Origin of the sequence: Clostridium estertheticum subsp. estertheticum (assembly GCF_001877035.1) — a bacterium.
Taxonomy (GTDB): Bacteria; Bacillota; Clostridia; order Clostridiales; family Clostridiaceae; genus Clostridium_AD; species Clostridium_AD estertheticum.
Map to the genome: position 1 here is coordinate 259,592 of NZ_CP015756.1, position 20,417 is coordinate 280,008.

At 31.3% G+C, this 20,417-nt stretch carries 16 protein-coding genes, 5 tRNA genes and 1 riboswitch; of the genes, 18 read left to right on the plus strand and 3 right to left on the minus strand.

The genetic code is table 11. From position 1 onward, the window contains the following. The first annotated feature begins 170 nt into the window (after positions 1–170). The 4 genes from spoIID (at position 171) to mreB (ending at position 3,697) form a co-directional block, all read left to right on the plus strand. Entirely contained in the window at positions 171–1,259 is a 1,089-nt protein-coding gene (gene spoIID, locus A7L45_RS01235; protein WP_071611088.1) for a stage II sporulation protein D, read from the plus strand. 135 nt (positions 1,260–1,394) lie between these two features. After that, complete coding sequence (locus tag A7L45_RS01240) at positions 1,395–2,159, plus strand: M23 family metallopeptidase (protein WP_071611089.1); 765 nt, start codon at positions 1,395–1,397, stop codon at positions 2,157–2,159. Between the two features lie 122 nt (positions 2,160–2,281). After that, the gene (gene spoIIID / locus A7L45_RS01245) at positions 2,282–2,536 is read left to right on the plus strand and encodes a sporulation transcriptional regulator SpoIIID (protein ID WP_071611090.1); all 255 of its coding nucleotides are present in this window, start codon (positions 2,282–2,284) and stop codon (positions 2,534–2,536) included. 126 nt (positions 2,537–2,662) lie between these two features. After that, positions 2,663–3,697, plus strand: a complete 1,035-nt coding sequence (mreB, locus tag A7L45_RS01250; protein WP_071611091.1) for a rod shape-determining protein — start codon at positions 2,663–2,665, stop codon at positions 3,695–3,697. Positions 3,698–3,810: 113 nt separating this feature from the next. On the opposite strand, the gene yyaC is transcribed toward mreB, so the two are convergent. Beyond that, positions 3,811–4,374, minus strand: coding sequence for a spore protease YyaC (yyaC, locus tag A7L45_RS01255; RefSeq protein WP_071611092.1), 564 nt, complete (start codon positions 4,372–4,374; stop codon positions 3,811–3,813). Between the two features lie 161 nt (positions 4,375–4,535). Between yyaC and A7L45_RS01260 the strand changes: the two genes are divergently transcribed. The 13 genes from A7L45_RS01260 to prfB all read left to right on the plus strand — a co-directional run bounded on the left by A7L45_RS01260 (position 4,536) and on the right by prfB (position 16,452). Beyond that, complete coding sequence (locus A7L45_RS01260; protein WP_071611093.1) at positions 4,536–5,135, plus strand: hypothetical protein; 600 nt, start codon at positions 4,536–4,538, stop codon at positions 5,133–5,135. Positions 5,136–5,331: 196 nt separating this feature from the next. Beyond that, a tRNA-Thr gene (locus A7L45_RS01265) sits at positions 5,332–5,403 on the plus strand. Between the two features lie 8 nt (positions 5,404–5,411). Further along, a tRNA-Tyr gene (locus A7L45_RS01270) sits at positions 5,412–5,496 on the plus strand. Positions 5,497–5,518: 22 nt separating this feature from the next. Further along, a tRNA-Val gene (locus A7L45_RS01275) sits at positions 5,519–5,594 on the plus strand. A 31-nt stretch (positions 5,595–5,625) separates the two neighbouring features. Beyond that, positions 5,626–5,700, plus strand: a tRNA-Thr gene (locus A7L45_RS01280). 5 nt (positions 5,701–5,705) lie between these two features. Then, positions 5,706–5,790, plus strand: a tRNA-Tyr gene (locus tag A7L45_RS01285). Positions 5,791–5,895: 105 nt separating this feature from the next. Continuing rightward, a riboswitch (SAM riboswitch) is annotated at positions 5,896–5,998 on the plus strand. Positions 5,999–6,084: 86 nt separating this feature from the next. Further along, positions 6,085–7,260: a methionine adenosyltransferase gene (metK, locus tag A7L45_RS01290; RefSeq protein WP_071614815.1), complete on the plus strand. Its 1,176-nt coding sequence runs from the start codon at positions 6,085–6,087 to the stop codon at positions 7,258–7,260. 222 nt (positions 7,261–7,482) lie between these two features. Next, entirely contained in the window at positions 7,483–9,708 is a 2,226-nt protein-coding gene (gene recD2 / locus A7L45_RS01295; protein ID WP_071611094.1) for an SF1B family DNA helicase RecD2, read from the plus strand. A 46-nt stretch (positions 9,709–9,754) separates the two neighbouring features. Next, entirely contained in the window at positions 9,755–10,783 is a 1,029-nt protein-coding gene (locus A7L45_RS01300) for a hypothetical protein (RefSeq protein WP_071611095.1), read from the plus strand. Beyond that, positions 10,756–11,436 carry a ComF family protein gene (locus tag A7L45_RS22695; protein WP_071614816.1) on the plus strand — a complete coding sequence of 227 codons (681 nt, stop codon included), beginning with the start codon at positions 10,756–10,758 and terminating at the stop codon, positions 11,434–11,436. The genes A7L45_RS01300 and A7L45_RS22695 overlap by 28 nt, the downstream gene beginning before the upstream one ends. A gap of 494 nt (positions 11,437–11,930) precedes the next feature. Beyond that, positions 11,931–12,482: a ribosome hibernation-promoting factor, HPF/YfiA family gene (gene hpf / locus A7L45_RS01310; protein WP_071611096.1), complete on the plus strand. Its 552-nt coding sequence runs from the start codon at positions 11,931–11,933 to the stop codon at positions 12,480–12,482. Positions 12,483–12,657: 175 nt separating this feature from the next. Next, the gene (secA, locus tag A7L45_RS01315) at positions 12,658–15,156 is read left to right on the plus strand and encodes a preprotein translocase subunit SecA (protein ID WP_071611097.1); all 2,499 of its coding nucleotides are present in this window, start codon (positions 12,658–12,660) and stop codon (positions 15,154–15,156) included. A gap of 188 nt (positions 15,157–15,344) precedes the next feature. Beyond that, positions 15,345–16,452, plus strand: a protein-coding gene (gene prfB / locus A7L45_RS01320) for a peptide chain release factor 2 (RefSeq protein ID WP_224616812.1) whose coding sequence is annotated in 2 segments (ribosomal slippage) — positions 15,345–15,422 and positions 15,424–16,452 — 1,107 coding nt in all. Because the reading frame shifts where the segments join, the coding sequence is not laid out codon by codon here. A gap of 68 nt (positions 16,453–16,520) precedes the next feature. Here the strand turns inward: prfB and dhaS are convergent. Then, positions 16,521–17,090, minus strand: a complete 570-nt coding sequence (dhaS, locus tag A7L45_RS01325) for a dihydroxyacetone kinase transcriptional activator DhaS (protein WP_071611099.1) — start codon at positions 17,088–17,090, stop codon at positions 16,521–16,523. Positions 17,091–17,438: 348 nt separating this feature from the next. On the opposite strand from dhaS, the gene A7L45_RS01330 reads away from it, so the two are divergent. Next, complete coding sequence (locus tag A7L45_RS01330; protein ID WP_071611100.1) at positions 17,439–18,629, plus strand: hypothetical protein; 1,191 nt, start codon at positions 17,439–17,441, stop codon at positions 18,627–18,629. A gap of 100 nt (positions 18,630–18,729) precedes the next feature. Here A7L45_RS01330 and proS read toward each other — a convergent pair whose 3' ends face one another. Further along, positions 18,730–20,166, minus strand: coding sequence for a proline--tRNA ligase (proS, locus tag A7L45_RS01335; protein WP_071611101.1), 1,437 nt, complete (start codon positions 20,164–20,166; stop codon positions 18,730–18,732). Positions 20,167–20,417: the final 251 nt, after the last annotated feature.

A 20,417-nucleotide genomic window follows, 5' to 3' on the forward strand; every position in this document is an offset into this window, starting at 1 on the left:
AGAATTGGAATATATTAAATAATAATATATTCCGATTTTTTTATAATTTATTAAAAGTGTACAAGCCCTTATTATTTAACATAGGCTCAATAGTCCTAAAAAAGTAATAATCTTTATGTTTAATTAATATGTATAGAGTAAAACTTATTTATAACGAAGGGGAGGAAAAAATGAGAAGAGGTTTTAGTGTAATACAATTAAAGAACATTATTCTATTAATTATTGCTTTTGTTGCGTTTGTAATTATTACATCTGTGTTAATAGTGGGAGTTGGAAATAATAAATATATAAATATACAGAAAGATAAAAATAAAAGCACTGTAATTAAATCAGGAGATAATAAAAGCAATGTTGCTAAATCAGGAGATAATAAAAGTGGTATCAAATATGATTCAATGCCAAAGGTTACTAAAATTAGGGTGTTTATGACAAAGAAAAATACTATAAAAGAAATAAATTTAGAAGATTATGTTACTGGAGTCGTAGCATCAGAAGTGCCTGTTGAATTTGAGATAGAAGCTATAAAAGCTCAAGCAGTAGCTGCTAGGACTTATGCTTTAGCTCATGTTGCTTTATTAGGCGGAGGTGGATGTAAAAACGGAAAAGGAGCTAATGTATGCGATACAGTTCACTGCCAAGTTTATATGACTAAAGATGAACGTATAAAAGTATGGGGTAGAGTTAAAGGTGAGGAATACTGGAATAAAATTAAGAATGCAGTTGAAGCAACAGCAACTCAGGTTTTAACATATAATGACAATTTGGTTATGGAGCCATATTATTTTTCTACAAGTAGTGGGGAAACAGAAAATTCTGAGGATGTATTTAGTACGAGTGTACCTTATTTAAGGAGTGTAGCAAGTCCGGGTGAGGAAAAATTAAAAGATAGTAAAAGTAGTAAAACTTTTAATTATAAAGAGTTAAGTCAAATTATAAACAACAATTATGATAGTGCTAAGGTATCATCTTCTAACATTAGAGACCAAATAACAATAATTGATAGAACTCAGGCTGGAAGTGTTAAGAACATTAAGGTAGGAAGAATAACCATGAAAGGAAGTAAATTTAGAACAATGCTTGGTTTAAAATCAGCCAATTTTAAAATAAAATTTAATTCGAGTAGTGTAGAAGTGGATTGTAGTGGATATGGTCATGATGTTGGAATGAGTCAATATGGAGCAGAGGTTATGGCCAAAAACGGGAAAAAATATGTTGATATTTTAACTCATTATTATCAAGGCACCTCCGTATCTAAATAAAAAGTCATATAAATTAGGCTGGTTATCCTATATAGAGGTATAACTAGCCTAAAATTTTGAAAAAAAGTAAAATAAATTTAATAAAAATGTATGTTTTATTAAATTATGGACAAAAATACAAATGGAGGTGTTTGTATGAATAAAAACGCAAACAATAAGGCATTAAACTTTTTCAAGAAGGAGGGCTTCTACGTAATTTTATTTGTTTGTTTATGTATAGTAGCTGCAGTGGCATCTATAACAGCAAATAATAAAAGTAAAATTGCAAGCAAGCAGGAAGCAGTACAAAAGGAACAAGCGAATGCAGGTAATGTAAATGGAGGGAATCAAAAGAAATACGATGGTGCTCTTCAAGTGAAAAAAGAAAATATAGCTAAGACTAAAGAACTTAAACCAGTGCCTAACATAAAAAGTGTAGCAACTGCTGCAGTTTCTAGCTCAGTTAATGCTCAATTTGCAAATCCAGTGGCTAATGGGCTACTCGCAAGAGCATATTCAAAAGAAATTGATTCAGTAGTGTTTAAGACTGATGGAAGCTATAGAACAAATTTAGGAGTTGACATTCAAGCTAAAACAGGTGAGCCGGTGGTTGCGGTAATGGATGGAATAGTTAAAGAAGTTGGTACTGATGTTGTAGGTCAAAATGGGAATATGGTTGTAATAGATCATCAAAATGGCCTTGTTACTAAATATACTAGCTTAAGTGAAAAAATATTAGTAAAAAAGGGCGATAAAATAAGTAAGAAACAGCAAATTGGTACAGTGGGAAACTCTAGTTTAAATTCATATAAAGAAGTATATGGTTCTCATTTGCATTTTGAAGTTTTGCAAAATAATACGAATATTGATCCTGCTAAATATATAAAATATGATAAATACCAATCCACAAAAACAAAATAAAAAATATGACCATTTCAATTAGTTGTTTTTCCGAAATATATGGTCAGATGACTAATTGGAATGGAATTTAAAAGCAAGGTATTGCATATTTATTAATATAGAAGGGTTTAGGAGGTAACACTTTGAAAGACTATATTGAAGACAGAGTATTGGAAGTTGCTAAGTATATTATTGAGTCAAAATCCACAATAAGAAGAACCGCCAAGGTATTTGGAGTTAGCAAGAGTACTATACACAAAGACATGACTGAGAGATTACCAACATTGAATCCTAAAATTGCTAGTGAGGCAAAAACAATTTTAGATTTAAATAAAGCTGAAAGACATATTAGAGGTGGAGATGCAACTAGGCTTAAATATAAGGCAATTGAAGGATAAAACATTTCAAACTAAAAACTATAAAAAATATTATTGGTAAAAAAGGATATTTTTATGGCTTTATGTAATAGAGTTTAGTATAATCTAATTATTCTAATATACTAAAGAGCAGGAGTGAGTTTTGAGATGTTTTTTTTAAAAATGGGCACGGACATGGGAATTGATTTAGGAACAGCAACAGTACTTGTATATATCAAAGGAAAAGGCGTTATTTTAAAAGAACCTTCTGTTGTTGCCATAGATAGAAGTAATAATAGGGTATTAGCAGTTGGAGAAGAAGCTAGGCAAATGATAGGAAGAACGCCGGGAAATATTGTGGCAATACGTCCTATGAGGGACGGTGTTATTTCAGATTATGATATAACTGAAAAAATGTTAAAACACTTTATAAAGAAGGCTTGTGGTAAAAGAAGATTATCCGCTCCAAGGGTTGTGATTTGCGTCCCTTGTGAGTCAACTGAAGTGGAAAGAAGAGCAGTCGAAGATGCAGCTAGAAATGCAGGAGCTAAAAAAGTTCAACTTATAGAGGAACCTTTAGCGGCAGCGATAGGAGCTGGACTCGACATTAGTAAAGCAAGTGGTAATATGGTTATTGATATTGGTGGAGGTACTACCGATATTGCGGTTATTTCTTTAGGAGGCATGGTCGTACGTGAATCTATTAAAGTAGCTGGAGACAGGTTTGATGAAAATATCATAAAATATATTAGGAAAAAGCATAAATTAATGATTGGAGAGAGAACTGCAGAGGATTTAAAAATCAACATAGGTTGTGCTTATAGACAAGATGAAGAGGAAAGCATGGAGATAAGAGGAAGGGACTTAGTTACAGGTCTTCCGAAAAATCTGGCAGTAACATCCGAGGAAATGAGAGAAGCTTTAAAAGAGGCAGTATCGCAAATAGCGGGATGTGCACATTCAGTGTTAGAAAAAACACCGCCTGAGTTATCGGCGGATATAGCTGATAAAGGTATAATTATGACTGGTGGAGGTTCATTGTTAAAGGGACTCGACAAATTAATACAAGAGGTTACTAAGGTTCCAGTATATTTGGCTGAGGACCCGATATCATGTGTAGCACTCGGAACAGGTAAAGTATTGGATTACGTGGATAAATTAGGTAATTCATTTGGTGGATATAACAATTATTTATCAAAGTAAAAAGTGTAAACAAGCTATAAAAATAAGCAATACAATTATTCTAATAATTGTATTGCTTATTTTTATATATTTTAAAAAAATTAAAACATTATTAATTATTATAGATAAAGTAATTAGAGCATGTTAATAGGAATTAAATTGTTTTGATCAGTGGTAAGTGAGTATAAATAATATGAATGTATAAGGGATCTACTTAAAACATTAGCAATTTCCATTACTAAACTAAGTCTTATGTTTCTATTAGTGAATAATTCACTATCATTACTTGAATCTACTATACCAACTAATGAGATATTGCCTACTTTAGGAAGGTTTTTACCTACGCCTTTACCAGGATGGATTGGATAATTCCTAGCTTGGATTTCACCAATATTTGCAATATCGCCGAGACAAGCATCAACACCTATGATAGTGCAGTTTGGATGTTTAGCGTTTATTTCAGATAACTTACTATCTATGTTTAAGGCATGAATTGGATTATCTATAGTGCCATAAACGGGTAATGGAAAGGAACTATTCTTTAAAAAGGTACCAACCAAAGGTCCAAGGCAATCACCTATACATCTATCGGTACCTATGCAAACGACTAGAGTGTTTTTGTCAATATAGTCTTTTAGAAAATTAGAAATTGTATAGTATGCTAAAGGGTCTTTATAATGGGTTTTAGCTTTGCTCAAGAAATATACCTCCTTGCATTTCTGCCTTTGAAAAACAATTCTTATTTATTTTCCTATGAATCATTTATATGAATAAACTCCCAGCATTATTATTATAAAGAATAAAAAAATCATTAATTGGCAAATAATCTATATATAATAATTATTTGGGGTGATATTTTATGAAAAGAATTAATTCGTTATTCATTATTATATTCTCAACTTTAGTAAGTGTGATTAGCATGGTTTCATATCATTACTATGTTAATAATTTGCATAAACCTGAGGTGGCTGAGTATACAAAACATTCTAATTCAAGAACAACTAATAATGATGGGGTTAAAGTGCTTATAAGGGATAATATGCAGGATAAAAAATTGAGTAGTAATTATAAAAAAGAAGAAGAAAAGGTGAGCGGTAGTAGCTCAAATGTAATTTCATCAGATCTAGATACTAAAAAAAATGAGGAGGAGAAGGATAGTCTAGAAAATTATTATAAGTATATAGAAAAAAATGAAAAAGCAGTTTTTAAAGTATCCGCATCAAAAATAGAAGAAAATTTAACTACTTCTGATAAAATCAAGTTATTGTATGTAAGTATGAAGTTAGATAAAGAGGAGTATAAGAAAGTGAAGGAATATTTATATGCTAAAGATGTTGAGGGAGGGGTTCTTAAAGCACTTAAATTATTGAAAAAAGATTTATCGGAAAAAGAATATGACAAAGTTCGGAAAGTTGCTGGAAGGTTTATAGATATGAACTTGGCAGAAGAACTGAATTAACTATATTTAGGTAGGTTATATAAAAAAACTCTTGAATAATAAAAAGTTGTATTAGCGTTTAATACTGAGTAAATATGAGAATGATATAGTAATGTAGAGAAGAAGTCGTTTATTTAAGGAAAATAAATTTGTAATTTATTTTTTTAAGTTGTATAATAATCCTTGTCGACACGGCAAAACGATATATTAATAATGTGCTGGCATGGCTCAACGGTAGAGCAGCTGACTTGTAATCAGCAGGTTGTAGGTTCAATTCCTATTGCCAGCTTCACATATGGAGGAGTTCCCGAGTGGCCAAAGGGGGCAGACTGTAAATCTGTTACGTAATGTTTCGATGGTTCGAATCCATCCTCCTCCACCATTTATCGTGTTTATTTAATTCTGGGAGCATAGCTCAGCTGGGAGAGCATCTGCCTTACAAGCAGAGGGTCACAGGTTCGAACCCTGTTGTTCCCACCATAACAATTTTTTTATAATCGAATAAGTATATGCTAGCATGGCTCAACGGTAGAGCAGCTGACTTGTAATCAGCAGGTTGTAGGTTCAATTCCTATTGCTAGCTCCACATATGGAGGAGTTCCCGAGTGGCCAAAGGGGGCAGACTGTAAATCTGTTACGTAATGTTTCGATGGTTCGAATCCATCCTCCTCCACCAAAAGACATCAATAGATGTCTTTTTTTACTTATTTAATCTAAAAGAATTGATATGTTGACACTGCTGATTGCATGTGGTAGTATAATGAAAACTTAATATTGATAACTCTTATCAAGAGAGGTGGAGGGAAAAAGGCCCTATGAAACCCGGCAACCGGTGCTATGCACCATGGTGCCAATTCCTGCAGTTATAATCTGCAAGATAAGGGAGATGGATAAAACACCTCTTCTTATTTTTGGAAGGGGTTTTATTTTTATAAAAAATTATTATTTAGCATTAGAAAGGAGAATTAATATGAAAAGATTATTCACATCAGAATCAGTTACAGAAGGACATCCAGATAAAATTTGTGACCAAATTTCAGATGCTGTACTTGATGCTATATTAGAACAAGATCCTTACGCTAGAGTTGCTTGTGAAACTGCAGTTACTACTGGAATGGTATTGGTTATGGGAGAGATAACAACTAATTGTTATGTAGATGTTCCTAAAGTTGTTAGAAATACTATTGAAGGTATAGGATACACTAGAGCGAAATATGGTTTCGATGCTAGTACATGCGCAGTAATTACATCTATTAATGAACAATCATCAGATATAGCTATGGGTGTTGATGAAGACTTAGAGTCTAAGGAAGGCCGTACATCGAAAGTTGATTCAATAGGCGCTGGAGATCAAGGTATGATGTTTGGGTTTGCCACTAATGAGACACCAGAGTATATGCCTCTTCCAATTTCTATGGCACATAGATTAGCAAGAAGATTAAGTGAAGTAAGGAAAGATGGTACATTAAAATACTTGAGACCAGATGGAAAAACTCAAGTTACTGTAGAGTATGAAGACAATAAACCAGTTAGAATAGATACTATTGTTATTTCAACTCAACATGGAGTAGAAGCAACTCATGATCAAATTGAAAAAGATTTAATAGAAAACGTAATAAAGCCAATAGTTCCAAGTGAATTATTAGATGAAAATACGAAATATTATATAAATCCTACAGGTAGATTTGTTATCGGAGGACCACAAGGTGATTCTGGTTTAACAGGAAGAAAAATAATAGTTGATACTTATGGAGGATCTGGTAGACATGGCGGTGGATGTTTCTCAGGAAAAGATCCAACGAAAGTTGATAGATCAGCTGCATATGCTGCAAGATGGGTTGCTAAAAATTTAGTAGCTGCAGGGGTTTCAGATAAATTAGAAATTCAGTTAGCTTATGCTATAGGTGTAGCCAAGCCAGTATCTATAGAAGCAGAAACTTTTGGAACAGGAAAAATTTCTGACGATAAAATAGTTGCAATAATCGAAAAAGTATTTGATTTAAGACCAGCTGTTATTATAAGAGAATTAGATCTTAGAAAACCTATTTATAAACAAGTAGCAGCTTATGGACATTTTGGAAGAAATGATTTGGATTTAAGTTGGGAAAAATTAAATAAGGTTGATGAAATAAAAAAATATTTATAATATAAGTAAAAAAGGATGACAATTAATAATTGTTATCCTTCTTTTGCGTATATAATTATTAATTTTAAAGTAAAACAATTATAAAACCATATTTATTATGCAATTTATGGATTATTAATTAGAATTTTGATAAAACTTAAGATAGAGGTATACTATTGATAAAAGTTGTATAACACATATGATATAATATTATTATATAAATTTATAAATAGGGGAGATTTTATGTCAGAAATACAAGGAACAATCGAAGATATAGTATTTCATAATGAAGACAATGGATATATGATTGCTCATTTAAATGATAATAAAAAACAAATAACCGTGGTTGGCGTTGTGCCATATATAAGTGAAGGTCAGAATCTGAAGTTAACTGGAGAGTGGGTCAATCATCCTCAATTTGGTAAACAATTTAAGATAGTCCAATGTGAGGAAATTATACCTAGCTCACTTATGGGTATAGAAAAATATTTATCTTCAGGAGTTATTCAGGGAATAGGACCTGTAACTGCTAAAAAAATAGTACAGCGCTTTGGCGAAGATACTATGAATATATTAGATAATGAGATAGAAAAATTAAAAGAAATTGATGGTATAGGACAAAAAAAGATTCAGTTAATATTTGAATCTTACGCAAAGCAACGAGAAGTAAAAAATATTATGATATTTCTTCAAACATATGGAGTAACACCTAGCCAATGTGTAAAAATATATAAAAAGTATGGAGCAGAATCGATAAAAGTAGTTCAAGATAATCCTTATGTACTAACTGAAACTATTTCCGGTGTAGGATTTAAAATTGCAGATAAGATAGCGCGGAGTTTAGGGATTGATAAAGAATCACCTTTTAGAATACAAAGTGGGATTAATTATGTGGTTAATGAATTCTGTGCTATGGGAAACACTTATATGCCCCTTTTTAAATTGTATAAGCAATCTAAAAACATTCTTGGGGTTACTGATGAAGAAATTGAGAAAAATATTTATGATAATGTATTGAACGGGAAATTGAAGATTGAGAATATAGATGAAGAAGACTGCGTTTTTACTATGCCTTTTTATTATTGTGAATTAAGTATAACTAAAAAAATTATAACCTTATCTATAGAAGAGTATGAAGAATTAGAAATAGATATAGAAGAAAAAATTAATGATTTTGAGAACGAAAAAAATATACAATTTGCGACTTCTCAAAGAAGTGCAATTTGCGGGGCTATGGAAAATAGTATTGAAATTATAACAGGAGGACCAGGTACAGGTAAAACAACTATAATCAATTGCATTATAGAAATGTTTGAAAAAGCAGGACTTAAAGTGTATATGGCTGCTCCCACAGGACGCGCTGCGAAAAGGATGACTGAAGCTACTGGGCGTGAAGCGAAAACAATACATAGACTGCTAGAGCTTGGGATAGGTGGAGATGACAGTTCGCAGTTTACTAAAAGCGAGGAATCTCCACTTGATTGTGATGTATTAATTGTTGATGAAGCATCTATGATAGACATAATGCTTATGAATAGTTTGTTAAATGCGATTACAATAGGGACTAGACTTATAATAGTTGGTGACGTTGATCAGTTACCATCAGTTGGACCGGGTAACGTTCTGAGAGACCTTATTGATAGCAAAAGTGTTAAGGTGGTTAAACTTAAGGAGATTTTTAGGCAAGCACAGGAAAGTATGATTATTGTAAATGCCCATAAGATTAATAATGGTGAAATGCCTATTCTAAATAAAAAGGGTAAAGATTTTTATTTTATTGAAAACAATGAACCGGAGAAAACTTTAAATAACATAATAGCTTTAATAAATACAAGATTACCTAATTTTAATAAAGAGTGGGATAAAATGAAGAACATTCAAATATTATCACCCATGAGGAAAGGCATACTCGGCATAGAAAATTTAAATATCGAACTTCAGAAAATATTAAATCCTAAAATTAAAGGTAAAAAAGAAAAAGAATTTAGAAATACCATATTTAGAGTTGGTGACAAGGTTATGCAAATAAAAAATAATTACTCTATGAAGTGGCATAAAATGAACGCAAAGGCAGATGATGGCACTGGAATTTTTAATGGTGATGTAGGTTATGTAGAAGATATTAATGATGATAATGAGAATGTTGTTGTCATTTTTGATGATGATAAGCGCGTAGAATACGAGGGTGTGAATTTAGATGAACTAATGCTTGCTTATGCTATAACGATACATAAGAGTCAAGGAAGTGAGTTTGAAGTTGTAATTATGCCTATGTTTATGGGGCCACCACTTTTAATGAATAGAAATTTGCTATATACAGGTATAACTAGGGCTAAAAATATGGTTGTTTTAGTGGGAGAGAGAAAAGCTATTAGTTTCATGAAAGACAATAACAGAAGTTTCGAGAGATATTCTGCACTGGGATTTAGAATAAAACAAATAGTAGATGCAAATCTCAGTCTAGATTAATATTACGACGCCGCAGGTGATTATTTAATTATAAAGGAGATTTTACATGGTTTACTACGCAAAATTAAACCTTAGTAAGGAAAAAGATGAAATTAGTAAGGAAATTTTTAAAGCTTACATAAATGGTGAAAATAATATTGATATTGTATCTGTATTTTACAATTCCTCTGATATATTCTTAAAAACTATAGTAACATATGCAAATGAAAACAAAAAAATATTGTATATAACTAATGAAGACGAACGTAACACTGATATTCTTTATTATATTAATAAATTTAGTAATCTACGTCAATATGTGTATTCATCTACAACAAATTATAGGAGTGAAGGTGGGTATTTATATATATGTAGCCATGAGAATGCATTAAACCTACAAGAAAAATTTGATTTGGTTATTTATAATGATATTAGGAGTTTCCCAAAGTTTAATAAAGAGCAAATAAAAAATATATTACTGAAAATGCGAAACATAGGCGGTTTAGCTATAGCATATTGTGTAGAAAATGTTTTAAGCGAAGATAATACAATTATGTTTCCGATAAAAAATGCTAATATCCCAATTATTGAGCCTAGGATTATAACTACTAGAATAAATCTTAGTCTGGATATACCTTTAGTAGTTTATGAATATTTAAATTGGTCAATAATATCTAACAGAAAGGTAATAATATTTGTGCCGGACGCACAAAAGGCTATGTCAGTATTCGCGTACCTTAGTAATTTTAAAAAAAAGTTAAGTGAAAATATAGTTTTATTTATTAAAAGTAGAAGCGATGATAATATTAAAGTAAACTTTATGAATAAAGATAAGGGAATACTTGTAACAAATGACTTTGAAGAAAACTATTTAGAATTCCATTCGATTGATGTTATAGTTTACTTTGCTGATAACGTGAAATTTGACTATAAACAATTATTTTTTTTATCAAGCAAGGTCGGAAGATTTGAGAATATACAAAGGGGCGAGGCTATATTTTTAGCTAATGCCCAAACTGTTCAAATGGATAAAGCTAAAAGTATGGCTAGTAAATTTAATGAGAAAGCGTGGGAAAGAGGATTATTAAATATATAAAAAAGATACTTTATTGTTTAGTTCAAGTTATATATTCTGGTGATGAATCATGCGTAATATGTAGTGGATATAGTGAAGAAAGTGAAGCGCTATGCACTGTATGTAGAAAAAAACTTAGACGCTCCGAGGAAAGCTTTTATATAGGTAGTAGCGAAGAAGAATATGTTGCAAGGTCAGTGTTTTATTATTCGAGTATTGTTAAAGAACTGATTATTAGACTCAAATATAAAAATGATTTTATATGTGGCGAAATTTTGGCTAAATATATGCTGGAATCTGTTAAAAATAATTATTTGGAGTTTGATTTAATATCTTATGTACCTATGACTAAAAGAGCACTAAAAAATAGAGGATATAATCAAAGTGAGTTTTTGGCAAAATACTTATCACAATTTTTAAGTATTCCAGTTACATGCAATTTGATTAAAACGGAAGATACTAAAGATCAAATAGGTCTAAGTGGCGATCAAAGGTGGGACAATATGAAAAAATGCTTTGAAATTAAAGGAAGCGAGTTTATAAAAAATAAAAATATTTTACTTGTAGATGATGTTATAACCACTGGGGCTACAGCGTTTCATTGCGCACATATGCTAAAAGAGAATGGAGCGAATAATATTTTTATATTGACTATAGCCAAAAGTAATGTATAATACTGATTGTAGTAAGTTAGGTTTGTGGTTGAAAGTCGAGGCCAGTCGCAGGCGAAACGATCCACGTAAGTTAAACAAAGTTTAGTGAGCATGGTGCGGCTTAGAGGTTAGTCCTGCCGTTTTAACGAGCGAGAGTGTTAGTAGTGAGAAGGTAATTCTGGGTAGCAAAAGCTCCAGCAGGCGAGTGTGGGGGCAAAGACCAGGTCAACTAACTTACTATATAAAAACTCCTAATATAATATTAGGAGTTTTTATTTTTTCGTTTATGTAAACGATTGAAACATAAAAACAATTATAGTTAATTAACAATTCACATAAAGAAATAGAGTAATAATTAGGAATATTAAGGGATTGTCATTTAAATTGCTTTAATATTACGTAAATTCTGAATTTATGGTTGCTATTTAGCATTAAGTGTAATAGAATTGAGATACAAAACATATAGCATTATTAAATATAAAACGTTATGTGGATATTAGAAAGGGGTTGTACGTATGAAAATTAAAGTAATAGGAAAAAACATGGAAGTAACAGAAGCATTAAGAAATATGATAGACAAGAAAATATCTAGATTAGATAAGTATTTTAATCCGGATGTGGAAGCTCAGACAACCATGAGTGTCCATAAGAACAGACATACTATAGAAATTACAATACCTTTTAATGGAGTTGTTTTGAGATCAGAAGAAGTAAATGATGATATGTATACGTCATTAGATCTTGTTGTTGACAAATTAGAAAGACAAATTAGAAAAAATAAAACGAAATTAGAAAAAAGAAATAAAGGAACATCCCTTAAATTTCAGGGTATACCACAATATGATAATAGTGAAGATAATGGTTTAGAACCTAAAATAGTAAAAACAAAGAAATTTGCATTCAAACCGATGTCTGCAGAAGAAGCAGTGCTTCAAATGGAGTTAGTTGGACATAGTTTCTTTGTATATATGAGTGATGGCAGTACAGAAGTGAATGGTAATTCAGAAGTGAATGTAGTATATAAAAGAAAAGATGGAAATTATGGGTTGATAGAACCACAGTTTTAAGATTTAAAGGATTAAAGTAATCATGGTTACTTTAATCCTTTTTTAGCTTTAACTTTAAAAATTAAAATTAATAGAAAGTATACAATTGTATAAGTTGAATAGAATTAAATTAAGTGGTATACTTTACAAGTGTATATTTGGGAAGTATTAAAAAGAATAGTGAGGATGAAAAAATATGAGTTTAATTAAAAAATTATTTGGTAGTTATAGTGATAGAGAAATAAAAAGAATAACTTCAACAGTCGATAAAATAGAAGCATTAGATCCAATGATGACTAATTTAAGTGATGAAGAACTTAAAGCGAAAACAGAAGAATTTAAGGCTAGTTTAAGTAATGGAAAGACTTTAGAGGATATTTTGCCTGAAGCATTTGCAGTAGTTAGGGAAGCTTCATGGAGAGTTCTTAAAATGAAGCATTTTAGAGTGCAACTAATTGGTGGAATAATACTTCACCAAGGAAGAATAACGGAAATGAAAACTGGTGAAGGAAAGACTCTTGTGGCTACGCTTCCATCATATTTGAATGCCCTAGAAGGAAAAGGTGTTCATGTAATTACAGTTAATGATTATCTTGCAAAAAGAGATAAAGAAGAGATGGGTAGAATACATGAATTTTTGGGTCTTACAGTGGGTGTAATTATTCACGATATAGATCAAACTCAAAGGCATGCGGCTTATGATGCAGATATAACATATGGTACAAATAATGAATTCGGATTTGATTATCTAAGAGATAATATGGTTGTTTATAAAGAAGAAAGAGTTCAAAGGGAATTAAACTTTGTAATCGTGGATGAGGTTGACTCTATATTAATAGATGAAGCTAGAACACCACTTATAATATCTGGAGAAGGAGAAAAATCTACAGACTTTTATAAAGTGGCAGATCATTTTGTAAAGACATTAGTAAAAGAAGAAGATTACACTATAGATGAAAAAGCCAGTGCTGTTATAATGTCTGATGAAGGTATAGATAAGGCTGAAAAGTTTTTCAGTTTAGATAACTATGCTGATGCAACAAACATGAATATACAGCATCACGTAGTTCAAGCTTTGAAAGCAAACTATATTATGAGAAAAGATAAAGATTACATGGAAAAAGATGGAGAAATAATTATTGTAGATGAATTTACTGGAAGACTTATGGAAGGTAGAAGATATAGTGATGGGCTTCATCAAGCAATTGAAGCAAAAGAGGGCGTAAAAATTGAAAAAGAGTCAAAAACTCTTGCAACTATTACATTCCAAAACTATTTTAGAATGTACTCTAAAATAGCAGGTATGACTGGTACTGCGCTTACAGAAGAAAATGAGTTTAGAGAAATATATGGACTTGATGTACTAGTAATACCTACAAATAAGCCTTTAGCAAGATTTGATAATGCGGATTTAGTTTTTAAGACTGTAAGAGGAAAGTATAAGGCTATAATAGATGAAATAGTTGAAACTCATAAGATAAATCAACCTGTACTTGTAGGTACTGTAAGTATAGAAAAATCAGAATTATTATCTGAGATGCTTAAGAGAAAAGGGGTTCCTCATCAAGTGCTTAATGCTAAATACCATGAGAAAGAAGCGGAAATAATAGCTCATGCAGGGTCACTTGGTATGGTTACTATAGCAACTAATATGGCAGGGCGTGGTACGGACATTAAACTTTTCGATGGCGTTATTGAAGTTGGTGGACTTAAGATAATTGGAACTGAAAGACATGAATCTAGGCGTATTGATAATCAACTTAGAGGTCGTGCTGGTCGTCAAGGTGATCCAGGAAGTACAAGATTTTATATATCGCTAGAAGATGACTTGATGAGAATATTTGGTTCAGATAGACTTCAAGGTGTTGTAGGGAAGTTAGGATTAACTGATGAAGATGCTATTGAAAGCAAAATGGTAAGTGGTGCTATAGAAAGTGCTCAAAAGAAGGTTGAAGGAAATAACTTTGATATAAGAAAAAATGTTGTTCAATATGATGATGTAATGAACCAACAGAGAGAAATAATTTATAAACAAAGAACAGAAGTTCTTCAAGGTGAAGATACTAAAGAACAAATTCAAGATATGATAAAAGATATTATTTTTACCACAGTTGATTCGCATATTACTGATGTTGAAGAAGAACTTGATGAAGAACTTGAAAAATTAATTAGTTATTTTGAGGAAATATTTCTTCCAAAAGATATGGTTACAGTAGATGAGCTTGGGAAATTAACTAATGAAGAAATCAAGGAAAAACTCTTAGAAATCGCTCAGAGAATCTATACCCAAAGGGGAGAAGATTTTGATGATGAACAAATAAGAGAAGTTGAAAGAGTTATTCTTTTAAGAGTAGTAGATAGTAAATGGATGGATCATATTGATGATATGGAACATTTAAAGCAAGGTATTGGACTTAGAGCTTATAAGCAGCAAGATCCAACACAAGCGTACCAAATGGAAGGTAGCGACATGTTTGCTGAAATGATTTATAACATAAAGACAGAAACTATTAAATACTTATTCCATGTTCAAATAGAAAGAGCACCAGAGAGAGAAATGGTTGCACAAATAACATCAACTAATCATGATGATTCTGTTAAACAAGAACCAACTATAAAAGAAGCTAAAACAGGAAGAAATGATGAATGTCCTTGTGGTTCAGGGAAAAAATATAAAAACTGTTGTGGCAGATAATAGTTATAACATGATGATTTAATTAGAAGTTAAAAAAGAGGCATACAATTTACTTTGCATGCCTCTTTTTAATGACATTTCAGAAGGTAAGTCCTCCACTTTTATAAGTGAGAGTATAAATAGCCTTCTGAAGTCATTGATATTCAGCTCCGCAGGAGATGATTAATATAATAGAAGAGGTGTTAATATTGGTAATATTAGTTGAAGAAATATGGAGTGGTTTAAACATATTAAAGGGCAATGTCGAAGAAATAATGGTGTCTCTTTGACGTAACATCTATGGAAAAAGAGTTAAAGGAATACGAGTTTAAAATGCAGGAACCTAGTTTTTGGGAAGACATTATAAAAGCTCAACAAATTACTAAATTAGCTAAGGGAATTAAGGATAAAATTGATAGAATTAATCTATTGATTAGTAAGATAGAAGATTTAGAAATGTTAACGCAGTTAAGTTCCGATGAAGGGGATGATTCCTCTTTAGTAGAAATAAAAGTTGAACTTAAAGATTTAGCGCGTATTGCTGATCAGTTTAGGTTAGAAATTTTATTGTCTGGAAAATATGATAAAAATAATGCTATTTTAACACTTCATACCGGTGCGGGTGGAAGTGATGCCCAAGATTGGACAGAAATGCTTTATAGAATGTACTCAAGATGGTGCGAAAAAAAGGGATATAAAGTTGAAGTTTTAGACTATCAACCATCGGATGAGGCAGGTATTAAAGCAGTTACATTAAAAATTACGGGTGAGTATGCCTATGGATATTTAATGGCTGAAAAGGGCGTTCACAGACTGGTAAGAATTTCACCTTTTAATGCAAATGGCAAGAGGCAAACTTCATTTGCATCCTGCGAAGTTCTTCCTGAACTTACTGAGGATCAAGATATTGAAATAAAGCCTGATGACCTTAGAATAGACACATATAGGTCCGGAGGTGCAGGAGGTCAACATGTAAACAAAACTGACTCAGCTATAAGGATTACACATATCCCTACTGGCATTGTAGTGCAATGTCAAAATGAGAGAAGTCAGCATAGTAATAAACAAACTGCAATGAAGATGCTTATGGCGAAACTCTTGATTTTAAAGGAAAGTGAGAAAAAGGATAGGATAGAAGACTTAACCGGGGATTTGAAAGAAAATGGTTGGGGGAGTCAAATTAGATCATATGTTTTTCATCCATATAGTATGGTTAAGGATCATAGAACTAATATAGAAGTAGGAAATGTAGATGCAGTTATGGATGGCGATATTGATAGTTTCATTGAAGAGTATTTAAGACAAAGTAATAAATAACTTATTTTCTATTATAAAAGGTTGTGTCAAAATAATTTGATTCAACCTTTTTTTTATCTATAAAGTGTTTATAGGCATGAAATAGTATATCTAGTTAAAGCGCCTAACATACTTCCTTCAACTACCTCGTTTAATTTATTTACCATTATCTTTGGAGGTTCCTTCATACTATTTTTTATCCATTGTACTGTTATACCTACAAAAGCATGAGTGTAAAAATCTGCAATAAAACTTTTATCAGTAGTTGAAACTTTTATGCCAGAGGAAACATCGTTTACTACTCCCATAATAAGATCATAGGTTTCTTTAAAAAGGTACCCATCAAATGCATTTTGACCAGGAGTATTAAGAGCATTAGTATAAAAGGATTTATTGTTCATTAAATATGTTAAAGTTTTATACATGGCATCAGTCCAATGTTCATAGTTTGTGCCACCGGCTAAATTTTCTATGGCTTCAGTATAATAAATCCAGTTTACAAGATCGAATTTATCTTTGAAATGATAATAAAAGGTTTGTCTGTTAACGCCACAATTATCTGCAATTTGACGAATTGAAATTTTTGCGAGTGGTATTGTCTCCATTAATTTCTTAATTGATAGAGCAAGAGCTTTTTTAGTTATTTGGGATCCCGACATTAGTATCACCTACAAACATATGAATTAATAAAAGCAAATAATAATATTAACTTTTACTAACTTTATTATAACAAAAGGAATACGTGCATTCAAGAAAAAAGATAAGTGCATGGTTTTAGACTATTGATATGCTATTTTGATATCATTTACATAATAAACAACAATTTATTTTTCGACAAAAATTGTTTTAAATTAAATTTGTAAAAATAAAATTAGATAACAATGTAAAAAATAAATGAAAATATTTACTTTTAACATTAATATAAGAAAAAAATGAATAAAATGTTAAAATTTATATAAATGTGGTATATAGTGAAATTATTAAAAAAATTTAGGGAGGTACAATACATGTCAAAATTAAAATCAAGGGTTTATTCCTTTATAGTGAGCATATCTATGTTAGCTTTTATATTACCAACTTCTGAGGTGAGCGCTCAAACACTACAAGCAAAAACACTTTCAGATGCATTAACAAAGACGAGTATGGCAACATCATCGGAAAGTAATGGAAAACTAAGTCTTAAATTAAATGGTGAAGGACTTTCAAAAAGTGAACAACAACAATTTACACAAGTAAGTAAAATGTTAAATAATTTACAAGTAGTTTTCAATTCGAAAACAGCTGCAAGCAAAGAGGGTAAAATCTCGAAACAATATATTAAAACAATAGCAAATGTAGGAGGAACTCCTTACAACGCTGAGGTATGGAGTGACATGAACGTAAAAGGTAAAAATGTCGTAGCCAAGGAAATTGTAAAATCACCACAATTATTTAAAATGATGTCTCAATCTAAAAACATAAATAAATACATGATTATGGATTTCCCTCAAGGAGAAAATGGTAGTATTGATTTTAAGAAAATGATGAGTGGAAACAAGGAATTACAAAAATTGATTTTAACTATTACTCAAAAGTATTCATCACAATTAAATTTAAAAGGTGTTGTAACTAAGGATGGTAATGTATATAAAGTTAAAATTGATGATGCTAAGTTCAAAGAAATTATAAGAAAAGTAGTTAACATAACTGCAGAAAATAAGGAAATACAGGGTCTTATAAAAAATTATGTGGTTACATCAATGAAGAATAGTGGATCGTCAACTAAAGATATTAACAATACAAAAATTCAAATGGAACAGATGTTTACTAAAATTCAATCACAAAAGTTCTTAGATGCATTTAATAAAAACATGGACAAACTTGATAATATTAAGATACTTGGAAATAAAGGAATTGAAATTGCATATACAATAGATAAAAATGGATATGTAATAGGTACAAAAGGTAACATAGAAATTGTTATAGATGCAGCGAAGTTAGAGAAAGCCTTTGGAACAACAGGTCAAAGTGCATTGAAGGGTATATATACAGCAGATATAAAATTTGAAGTAAATAACAAAAATATTAATAAAAAGGTTAATGTTAAGTTACCAAAAATCACTGCGAAAAATTCATTTAATTATACTGAACTAATTAATGGTACACAACAAACACAAAAAGTAGAAGCACCTAATGAAGTTATAAAAAGTTCTAAATAGTTGTAATGGAACCAAGTTTAAAAGGAAATGCAAATAAAAATCGTCTCACTTTTTAAAAGTGAGACGATTTTTATTTGCATTTTAAATTTAAAAGTGGGATTTAATATGCTCTTCCCCAGATAACATTCGCTTTAGCTGGTTTACCACAACATAAGCAAACACCTGCATCCTCTGGTTGCTCAAATGGCATACATCTAGATGATGCGCCAGCAACCTCTTTTACTTTTTCCTCGCAAGAGAGGTCTCCACACCAAGGAGCATTAACAAAACCTAAAGTCTTATCAAGATTTTCTTTTAATTCTTCAACAGTTTTTGCACTAAAGGTCCTAATATTTTGTGCATCGCTAGCTTTTTCAAAGAGAGATTTTTGAATATCAATTAAAAGTTCTGGAATTTTTGATTCTAGTTCATCCATAGGAACAAATAATTTTTCACGGGTATCTCGCCTTACTAGGACTACTTGATTTTTTTCTATATCTTTTGGTCCAACTTCGAGTCTAAGTGGAACACCTTTCATCTCATATTCACTGAATTTCCATCCAGGCATTTTATCGCTAATATCTATTTTTACTCTAGCAACTTTTGATAACATATTCTTAAGTTCTGTTGCTTTTTCAATTACGCCTTCTTTATGTTGTGCAACTGGCACGATCATAAGTTGAATTGGAGCTATAGCTGGTGGAAGTATTAGGCCATTATCGTCACCATGAACCATAATTAAAGCACCAATAAGTCTTGTAGACATTCCCCAAGAAGTTTGGTGAACATAAGCAAGTTTACCAGTTTTATCTGAATACTGGATGTTAAAAGCTTTTGCAAAACCATCTCCAAAATTGTGAGAGGTTCCACATTGTAGTGCTTTACCATCATGCATTAAACTTTCAATTGTGTAAGTTTCATTTGCTCCAGCAAATTTTTCTTTTTCTGTTTTTTTACCTTTTATAACTGGAATAGCAAGGGTTTCTTCACAAAATTTAGCGTATATATTAAGCATTTTAAGAGTTTCTTCTTTTGCTTCTTCCTCAGTTGCATGTGCGGTATGGCCTTCTTGCCATAAAAATTCTGAACTTCTAAGAAAAGGTCTTGTGGTTTTTTCCCAACGCACTACTGAGCACCATTGATTATATAATTTAGGAAGATCGTTGTAAGATTGAATTATTTTTGAATAGTGATCACAAAATAATGTTTCGGAAGTAGGTCTTACGCAAAGCCTTTCTGCGAGTAGTTCATTACCTCCGTGTGTTACCCAAGCAACCTCTGGAGCAAAGCCCTTAACGTGGTCTTTTTCCTTTTCAAGTAAGCTCTCAGGAATGAACATTGGCATATATACATTTTCATGTCCTGTATCTTTAAACATTTGATCCAATATTTTTTGAATGTTTTCCCATATTGCATAACCATAAGGCCTGATTACCATGCAACCTCTAACGCTAGCATAATCAGCAAGTTCTGCTTTTTTAACAATGTCGGTATACCATTTTGCAAAATCTTCGTCCATAGAGGTGATAGATTCTACGAATTTTTTTCCTTTTGCCATAATTATTTTCCTCCTGTTTAATAAAAAATTTAAAATAAATACAAAAAAACCCGCATCCCGAAAAGGGACCGAGTATTACCTGCGGCACCACCCTAGTTGATATAAAAAAATAGTACGAAAAGATCTAATTTCTATTAATACTTTTCGTTCTATTGGGCATATTTACTTCTAATAATAGGGCACTTTAAAATTAATCATAGAATAAAAATAATCATATGTCAAGAAACAATTCGTGATTATTCTTAATATCT

Excerpts from the sequence above, each read along its gene's own strand:
- spoIID (WP_071611088.1), top strand. The coding sequence starts at position 171 with ATGAGAAGAGGTTTTAGTGTAATACAATTAAAGAACATTATTCTATTA.
- A7L45_RS01240 (WP_071611089.1), top strand. The coding sequence starts at position 1,395 with ATGAATAAAAACGCAAACAATAAGGCATTAAACTTTTTCAAGAAGGAG.
- mreB (WP_071611091.1), top strand. The coding sequence starts at position 2,663 with ATGTTTTTTTTAAAAATGGGCACGGACATGGGAATTGATTTAGGAACA.
- A7L45_RS01260 (WP_071611093.1), top strand. The coding sequence starts at position 4,536 with ATGAAAAGAATTAATTCGTTATTCATTATTATATTCTCAACTTTAGTA.
- metK (WP_071614815.1), top strand. The coding sequence starts at position 6,085 with ATGAAAAGATTATTCACATCAGAATCAGTTACAGAAGGACATCCAGAT.
- recD2 (WP_071611094.1), top strand. The coding sequence starts at position 7,483 with ATGTCAGAAATACAAGGAACAATCGAAGATATAGTATTTCATAATGAA.
- A7L45_RS01300 (WP_071611095.1), top strand. The coding sequence starts at position 9,755 with ATGGTTTACTACGCAAAATTAAACCTTAGTAAGGAAAAAGATGAAATT.
- hpf (WP_071611096.1), top strand. The coding sequence starts at position 11,931 with ATGAAAATTAAAGTAATAGGAAAAAACATGGAAGTAACAGAAGCATTA.
- secA (WP_071611097.1), top strand. The coding sequence starts at position 12,658 with ATGAGTTTAATTAAAAAATTATTTGGTAGTTATAGTGATAGAGAAATA.
- dhaS (WP_071611099.1), bottom strand. The coding sequence starts at position 17,090 with ATGTCGGGATCCCAAATAACTAAAAAAGCTCTTGCTCTATCAATTAAG.
- A7L45_RS01330 (WP_071611100.1), top strand. The coding sequence starts at position 17,439 with ATGTCAAAATTAAAATCAAGGGTTTATTCCTTTATAGTGAGCATATCT.
- proS (WP_071611101.1), bottom strand. The coding sequence starts at position 20,166 with ATGGCAAAAGGAAAAAAATTCGTAGAATCTATCACCTCTATGGACGAA.